6 protein-coding genes and 1 tRNA gene are annotated in these 7,094 nt (G+C 65.8%); 4 read left to right on the plus strand and 3 right to left on the minus strand.

All coding sequences use genetic code 11. From position 1 onward, the window contains the following. Positions 1 to 4: 4 nt before the first annotated feature. Together RH858_RS10340 and RH858_RS10345 are read right to left on the minus strand one after the other, a co-directional pair. Entirely contained in the window at positions 5 to 1,084 is a 1,080-nt protein-coding gene (locus RH858_RS10340) for a tubulin/FtsZ family protein (protein WP_259534933.1), read from the minus strand. A 92-nt stretch (positions 1,085 to 1,176) separates the two neighbouring features. Continuing rightward, positions 1,177 to 3,399 carry a CDC48 family AAA ATPase gene (locus RH858_RS10345; protein ID WP_310561761.1) on the minus strand — a complete coding sequence of 741 codons (2,223 nt, stop codon included), beginning with the start codon at positions 3,397 to 3,399 and terminating at the stop codon, positions 1,177 to 1,179. Positions 3,400 to 3,740: 341 nt separating this feature from the next. On the opposite strand from RH858_RS10345, the gene RH858_RS10350 reads away from it, so the two are divergent. Next, the gene (locus tag RH858_RS10350) at positions 3,741 to 4,076 is read left to right on the plus strand and encodes a hypothetical protein (protein WP_259534930.1); all 336 of its coding nucleotides are present in this window, start codon (positions 3,741 to 3,743) and stop codon (positions 4,074 to 4,076) included. A 24-nt stretch (positions 4,077 to 4,100) separates the two neighbouring features. Here RH858_RS10350 and RH858_RS10355 read toward each other — a convergent pair whose 3' ends face one another. Further along, positions 4,101 to 4,541, minus strand: coding sequence for a universal stress protein (locus RH858_RS10355; RefSeq protein WP_310561762.1), 441 nt, complete (start codon positions 4,539 to 4,541; stop codon positions 4,101 to 4,103). Positions 4,542 to 5,026: 485 nt separating this feature from the next. Here RH858_RS10355 and RH858_RS10360 point away from each other — a divergent pair, with 485 nt between their 5' ends. The 3 genes from RH858_RS10360 to RH858_RS10370 all read left to right on the plus strand — a co-directional run bounded on the left by RH858_RS10360 (position 5,027) and on the right by RH858_RS10370 (position 6,774). Further along, positions 5,027 to 6,211, plus strand: coding sequence for a DUF5794 domain-containing protein (locus tag RH858_RS10360; protein WP_310561763.1), 1,185 nt, complete (start codon positions 5,027 to 5,029; stop codon positions 6,209 to 6,211). Positions 6,212 to 6,265: 54 nt separating this feature from the next. After that, positions 6,266 to 6,490 (plus strand): DUF5795 family protein, encoded by a 225-nt coding sequence (locus RH858_RS10365; protein ID WP_310561764.1) that lies wholly within the window; start codon positions 6,266 to 6,268, stop codon positions 6,488 to 6,490. 110 nt (positions 6,491 to 6,600) lie between these two features. Then, a tRNA-Trp gene (locus RH858_RS10370) sits at positions 6,601 to 6,774 on the plus strand. Positions 6,775 to 7,094 lie beyond the last annotated feature (320 nt).

The following is a 7,094-nucleotide window of genomic DNA, read 5'->3' on the forward strand; positions in this document are numbered from 1 at the left end:
CCGATCAAAACAGGTCCTCGATCGCCTCGTTGTCGAACGCTTTTGCGGGGTCGGCGCGCTCCTCGTCGGCGATCTCGACGGCCTCGCGGGCGCGCTCGATGAACCGTTCGAGCCGGTCGGACTGTTCGATCCCGCCGAGGAGGATCAGCGACGCGAGCCGATCCGTAGACAGCGGGAAGTCGCCGCCGCGCACCTCCATACTGCCGGTCTCCTCCTCGAGCCACCGGCGTGCGCGCTCGACGCCCTTGCGAGGGATCGCCTCCGGACGCCCGGCGACGACCAGAAGCGCCGTGTCGGCCTTGCTCGCTCCGGGGAGGCTCATCCCGGTGAACATCGCGCTGCGGGTCGTGCTCGTCACCGTGTTGATGTTGTCTTCGGCCGTCTCGCCGCTGGCTGCGGCGCCGTATCCCAGCGCGGAGATACCGCCGGTCGCGAGCGTGTTTATCACCTCACTGGAGTCGACGACGCTCTCGCCGACGCCCTCGACGGCCTCCCCGGCCGCAAGCAGGAGCCCGAGCCGCTGGGCGATGTGGTTGTTTATCGCGTCGAACCCCTCCTGGACGCTCTCGCCGCTGTCGCGCCAGGCGTCGTTGTCGACCAGAAGCAGCGAGTCGGCCTCCCGTGTGACCGTCTTGAGCGATCGCCCGGCGTTCGCCTGGTACAGCGCACCCTCGTCTTGACCGGGAAGGATCCCGATCGCGTAGATGGGCACGTTGTAGATCCGCTTGAGCCGGCGAACGAGCACCGGCGCGCCGCCCGACCCGGTGCCGCCGCCCAGTCCGGCGATCACGAACACCGCCTCCGTCTCGGAGGTGATCTTGTCGTCGAGCGCGTCCATTACCTCCGGGAGATCCGACTCCATCACTTCGGCGCCGAGTTCGTTGTCGCCGCCGACGCCGTGGCCGTTGACGCGGTCCTGGCCGATCAGTACGGTGTCGAGAGGGAGGGGCTGCAGGTCGGCCGTGGCGGTGTTGACCGCCAGCGCCGAGCGAATGGCGCCGAACTCCATGCGGGTGTCGAAGTTCGCGAGGGCGGTCGTCACCTTGCCGCCGGCCTGGCCGACTCCGACGAGGGCACACTTCATGTTCGGTGGTTGTGACTGTCGGACTTCAACTTTCCCCCACCGAAGTGGATCTACCGAACCGATTCCACCGGAAGATCCGGCGATCGGTCGCGTTACTGGAAGCCGATCCGGCCGCCGCGCTCCCGCATCGCGTCCGCGCCGCCGCCCCGGAACTGGTCTTCGATTTCCTCGTAATAGCTGAGGATCTCGTCGGTGATCGTCGGGCGGACCGAATCCATCGCCTGCCGGAAGTGTCGCATCTCGACCACCTCGGCGTCGTCGTCCTCCCGAAGCGCCTCGATGGCGGCCTCGCGGGCGATCGACTCGAGGTCGGAGCCGACGTAGCCGTCGGTTATCTCGGCGATCTCGCGCAGACTCACGTCCGGCGAGAGCGGCGATTCGCGGGTGTGGATCTTGAGGATCTGTTCGCGACCCTCCTCGTCGGGGGAGCCAACCATCACCAGCCGGTCGAACCGGCCAGACCGGATCAGCGCCGGATCGATCATGTCCGGACGGTTGGTCGCGCCGATCACCATCACCTCGCCCATCTCCTCGAGGCCGTCGAGTTCGGTCAACAGCTGGTTTACGACCCGCTCGGAGACGTTGTTGCCGGCGTCCTGCCCCCGGGCGGGGGCAAGCGAGTCCAGCTCGTCGAAGAAGACGATCGTCGGACTCACCTGGCGGGCCTTCCGGAACGTCTGTCTGATCGCCTTCTCGGATTCGCCGACCCACTTCGAGAGCAGCTGCGGGCCACGCACCGAGATGAAGTTGGCGTTGGTCTCGTTGGCGACCGCCTTCGCCATCAGCGTCTTGCCGGTCCCGGGCGGGCCGTACAGCAGCACGCCTTTCGGCGCCTGGATTCCCATGCGCTCGAACTTCTCCGGCTTCGAGAGGGGCCACTCGACGCTCTCTTTGACCTGCTGTTTCGCGCCCTCGAGCCCGCCGACGTCGTCCCAGGTGATCTTCGGCAGCTCGACGAGCACCTCCCGCATCGCGGAGGGCTCGACTTCGGTGAGCGCCCCGTCGAAGTCAGTGCGTTTGACGATCATCCGGTCGATGAGGCTCGGCGGAATGTCCTCCTCGTCGAGGTCGATCTCCGGGAGGTAGCGCCGCAGCGCCTTCATCGCCGCCTCCTTGGTGAGGCTCTCGATGTCGGCGCCGACGAAGCCGTGGGTCTCGTCGGCGAGCCGGTCGAGGCTCACGTCGTCCGACAGCGGCATCCCGCGGGTGTGGATCTGCATGATCTCCTTGCGGCCAGCCTCGTCGGGGACGCCGATCTCGATCTCGCGGTCGAACCGACCCGGACGGCGCAGGGCGGGATCGACGGAGTCGACGCGGTTCGTCGCCGCGATGACGATCACCTGCCCCCGGGTCTCGAGGCCGTCCATCATCGTGAGCAGCTGGGCGACGACACGGCGTTCGACCTCGCCGGTGACGTCCTCGCGTTTGGGCGCGATGGAGTCGAGTTCGTCGATGAAAATGATCGACGGCGACTCCTCTTTGGCGTCTTCGAAGATCTCGCGGAGCTGTTGTTCGCTCTCGCCGTAGTATTTGGAGATGATCTCCGGCCCCGCAATGGAGAAGAAGGACGCTGAGGTCTCGTTGGCGACCGCTTTCGCAAGCAGCGTCTTGCCGGTCCCGGGCGGGCCGTGGAGCAACACCCCCTGGGGCGGCTCGATCCCCAGTTTCTTGAAGATCTGGGGGTGTTTCATCGGCAGCTCGACCATCTCCCGGACGCGCTGGATCTCGTTTTGCAGGCCGCCGATGTCCTCGTAAGTGATCCCACCGCCGGTCTTTTCGAAGCCGGAGATCGGCTCCTCGCGGAGTTCGACCTCGGTGTCCTCGGTGATGAGACAGACGCCCTCGGGCTCTGTGGAGACGGCGATCAGCGGGATCGCCTGTCCGGGCGAGCGCATGAACGGGTGGTTCGTGCTCGACATCACCGGGACGATGTCGCGCTCGACGACCGGCCGCTTGAGGATCTGGCGTTTCACCATGCCGGCGGCGTCGGAGCCGAACTGCACTGACGCCTCCTCGGGGGGTGCGAGCACGAGTTTGTCGGCCTTCTCGGCGTCTGCCTTCCGGATCGTCACGCGCTCGCCGATGCCGACATTGGCGTTCTGGCGTGTGAAGCCGTCGACGCGGACCGTGTCGGTGTTCCAGTCCTGCCGGTCCGCGCGCCACACCTTCGCTGCGGTCGTTTCACCCCCTTCGATTTCGATGATGTCGCCGGGGGAGAGTTTGAGATGCAAAAGCGTGTCTGGGTCGAGACGGGCGATGCCACGCCCCGAGTCGTTCGGGTACGCCTTCGCCACTTCGAGTTGAACTTCGTTCATGCTTCGAGTTGGGTTCCGTTCGTTGTTGCGTCGGTCCTCGTCGCGTCGGTTCTCTTCGCACCGTTCGCGTTCGAGAGTCGTTGCAGTCGCCGAATAAGTGCTTTGTTCCGGGACGACAGGCTCTGAACCGTTCGGACTGTGCCGCCGTCGGGCGGCCCGCGCCTCCCGAGCGGCTCGCACGGTCCGGAGGCTTCGCGTCCTCCGGACACGCCACAGGGATCCAATCGTGTCATATACTGTCATGGTCGGGCCGGAACGTACAAAGCCCTGTCGGGTTCGGACGAACCCGCCGCCGTTCCGGCGATCCCACGACTTTTACCCGCCGGTCGCGTATCGGCAGTATGTTGCTGGTACGCGGCCGTGGGGGAGGGACCGAACTCACGGGGACGATCTACGAGCGCGGCGAGACGCCGCCGACGTTCAAGGGGAGCCCCGACGAGGGAGCGCCGTACGTGTGGATCTGCGACGAGTTCTACGAGGTCGAAAGCGGGGGGAGCGTCCAGCGCGTCGACGGCGAGGAGATCCGGATCGCGTTCGAGTCGCCGATGCCGCGGGGGTTCGACACCCGCGAGGACGCGATCGAGGCGGCGAAGGAACACGTCGAAACCCAGTTCGCCCGGATCGGCGTCGACGCGGTCTCGGTCGAGGTCATCGAGAACGTAGAGTTACAGAGCTGATCGACACTGCACCGGTACGGACGACTACTCCTGTTTTTCGTTTTCGGCCCGAACCGTGAGCACCGGACAATCGGCAGTCCGGACGACCTTCTCGGCGACACTGCCCAGCAGATACCGGTCGATTCCCCGACGTCCGTGGGTACCCATCACGATCAGGTCGATCTCCGACTCCTCGACGTATTTGAGAATCCGTCGATACGGCGAGCCGGCGGCGACTGACGCCTGAACCGAGCCGACGCCGGCGTCGACCGCTCGTTCTCGAGCCTCCTCGATGACCTCCTGTCCGTGTCCCTCGAGCGCCTCCAGCACGTCGGGCGCGCCCGCCTCCATCGCCGGGAGCGTCTCCTCGACGACGTACAGGACGTGCAGCGACGCGTCGTACTGGAGCGCGTGATCGATCGCGTGTTCGAGCGCCGCTTCCGCGCCTTCGCTGCCGTCCGTTGGATACAGGATTCGGTCGTACATCGTCTGGAGTTCGACCGGCAAGGGAAATAAGTACCCTCCACCTTCCGGCTGGACGATTCGAATCGGCGAGCCGGGTCGTAGCCGGAAGAAGTTCAAAAACGTCGGAAAAATCGACAACGACACAAAGATACGTAGCGTATCTTTATAAATGTCCCCGGAGTATTCCGGAGTTTGTTCCCTATTCACACACAACGTTTAATACTAAATCGGCAATTATTACGAGTATGGACTCCGAGTGTTCCATTCCATCGCGCACTGCCGGCCAGCCGAGCGTCGACTCCGGCACGAACTTCGGGTTTACAGCGATGCGTGGAACACACAAAGCGGAGCACCCCGGCGTAGGCGGCCCCACGTTCGGCAACCGTTTCGGTAGTATCCGGGAGGAAAGCGGAACCCCCCGCACCGAAGCGGTCGCTTCGGGTTCGATCGCGTCGCGCGTACATCGCCGGGTGGCCGACTCCGGTGACGGCCGTTATCGTGCCTGAATGAGCGTCTCACAACATCCGATCGCACTACGGATCGAACGGCGCGTGGGCGGGGCGACCCGGCTGCTCGCGACCGTCATGGCGCTGCCGCTGATCGACGGGATCTTCCCCGCGCTGGTGATCGCCGGCGCGCTCGCGACGCCGTTTGGCGTCCTCGAGACGGGACTGCTCATCTTCGGGGGCTCCGCCACGATGGCGGTCATCCTGGCGGAGATGGACGGCACGCCGAGAGAGCAGGCCGTCTCCATTCTCCTCATCGGGGCGGTGTTGATCCCCGTCGCCGCCGCGCAGGCGGCGCTTGCGGTCACCTTCGACAGCCTGCTGAACCTCGAAATCTTCACCCGCTTTGCGGGGCTCGTGATCCTGGCGATCGCCGCCAAGACAGCCAGTTCCAAGCTCGACGAGTACCTCCCGAACGCGGGCGTGATCATCGCGCTGGGGCTGGTCGCGAGCATCGACCTCAACGGGGCAGCACTGCAGCTCACGAACGACGTCGGCGTCGTGCTTCGGGGCGCCGCGGCGGCGGGCGTCGGCGTCGGGTTCGCGCTCGCGGTCGCCCTGCTCGGACCGCACCTCCGGGGGCGGGTCGATCTGGATCGGTTCCGGTTCGGCTCGGCGATCGCGCTCGGGGTGCTCGCGTTGCCGATCCTGGGCGTGCTCGACACGGACGCGCCGATCGCGCTGGCGACGCTGTGTGTCGCCGCCTTGCTGGCGTACGATCCCGAATCGACGCCGGCCCCGACGCTCCAGTCGGGCGACGGCGGCGACGACCCGGACGCCGGTATCGTAACCGGAACAGCCGGCGATCGCGGAACCGCCGGCTCGCTCGGCGCCACGGCGCGATCGGTCACCGCCTCGTCGCTGGGGCTCGGCTCCGAGGCGACCCCGGCGGACCGGGAGATCGCCGCCCGCGGCGCGGTCGCCGGGGGACATCCCGGCGTGAACAGCCGACCCGGCGGCCACGCCCCCGGCCCGGTTTCCAACGGCGGGATCGTCCACTCCACGGGCGACGACGATCCCACGGGCGACGACGAGGCTGGCGACACGGCGTCCGACGACGGGGACGAAACGGAGATCGATGCAGACGAGAGGGAGGTCGACGGTGACGGGCAGGCCGACGGTGAGGGGGACGACGATTACACTTCCGTCCCCGGCGAGGACGACTCGCGAGCGCCCTGGATGTGAACGGTTCCAGCCCGACGTGCGCAAGCGCTTAGGAGACAGAACCCAAGGGCCGGTATGAGCAATCGGGTCGTCGAAGGACGGATGGTAAACGCCGGCCGACTGGCGGAGTTGATCGAGGGCGAACGACCGATGGAGGCGGAGGCGATCGAGGACGCCGACAGGGAATGTCCAGACTGCGGGGGGAACGTCCTGCAGGTCGGGTACATGCCCAGCGTCACGGAGTTCGTGATCGGCTACAAGTGTCAGGACTGCGCGTGGAGCGACGACGATCGGGAGTGAGCCGTCTCCGCGGACCGGGCGACAGCCAGTCGACGGGAGCCGACAGTTAGTTGCCGGCGTGGCATCGATCGAAATCCCTTTAATCGGGTACGAACGAATGACACATGCGAGGGGACGTGGCCCAGCCAGGGAGGGCGACTGACTCCAGAGGCAACGCCAGGTGACGAACTCCAGACTGATATTCCGAGCGGCCGACTGATCATCGGTCGCGTTGACGACCCTCTGGAGTACCGAGGCAAACCGGAGATATCAGTCGATCGGGGGTTCAAATCCCTCCGTCCCCATCATTCTGCCGGCGCTCAACTTCGAGCGCCGGCTGCATCGCTGTCCGGTCGGAGGGATTTGAACCAGGGAGTGGAGCGAGCGGCGTAGCCGCGAGCGAAACGACCGAGGTTCACAATCCCTCCGTCCCCATAGCGGTCTTTACTCTATCTTATCACTTCCGAGAGGTATCTAGCTTAATAAAGGGCACCTCGTCGGTATCGGGTGACTCGTATCGTATCTTGAGGTGACTCCCCTGCCGACTGACACGCTTGTATCCGAAGTCGTGGAGTACCGACGCGATCTCTCGACCGGAGAAGTTCGTCCGGACCATTCACTTCGT

The sequence above is a fragment of the Halalkaliarchaeum sp. AArc-GB genome (assembly GCF_031432225.1).
Lineage (GTDB): Archaea > Halobacteriota > Halobacteria > Halobacteriales > Haloferacaceae > Halalkaliarchaeum.

Bases quoted from the DNA above. Each gene is read 5' to 3' on its own strand.
- RH858_RS10340 (WP_259534933.1), bottom strand. From the start codon at position 1,084: ATGAAGTGTGCCCTCGTCGGAGTCGGCCAGGCCGGCGGCAAGGTGACG.
- RH858_RS10345 (WP_310561761.1), bottom strand. From the start codon at position 3,399: ATGAACGAAGTTCAACTCGAAGTGGCGAAGGCGTACCCGAACGACTCG.
- RH858_RS10350 (WP_259534930.1), top strand. From the start codon at position 3,741: ATGTTGCTGGTACGCGGCCGTGGGGGAGGGACCGAACTCACGGGGACG.
- RH858_RS10355 (WP_310561762.1), bottom strand. From the start codon at position 4,541: ATGTACGACCGAATCCTGTATCCAACGGACGGCAGCGAAGGCGCGGAA.
- RH858_RS10360 (WP_310561763.1), top strand. From the start codon at position 5,027: ATGAGCGTCTCACAACATCCGATCGCACTACGGATCGAACGGCGCGTG.
- RH858_RS10365 (WP_310561764.1), top strand. From the start codon at position 6,266: ATGAGCAATCGGGTCGTCGAAGGACGGATGGTAAACGCCGGCCGACTG.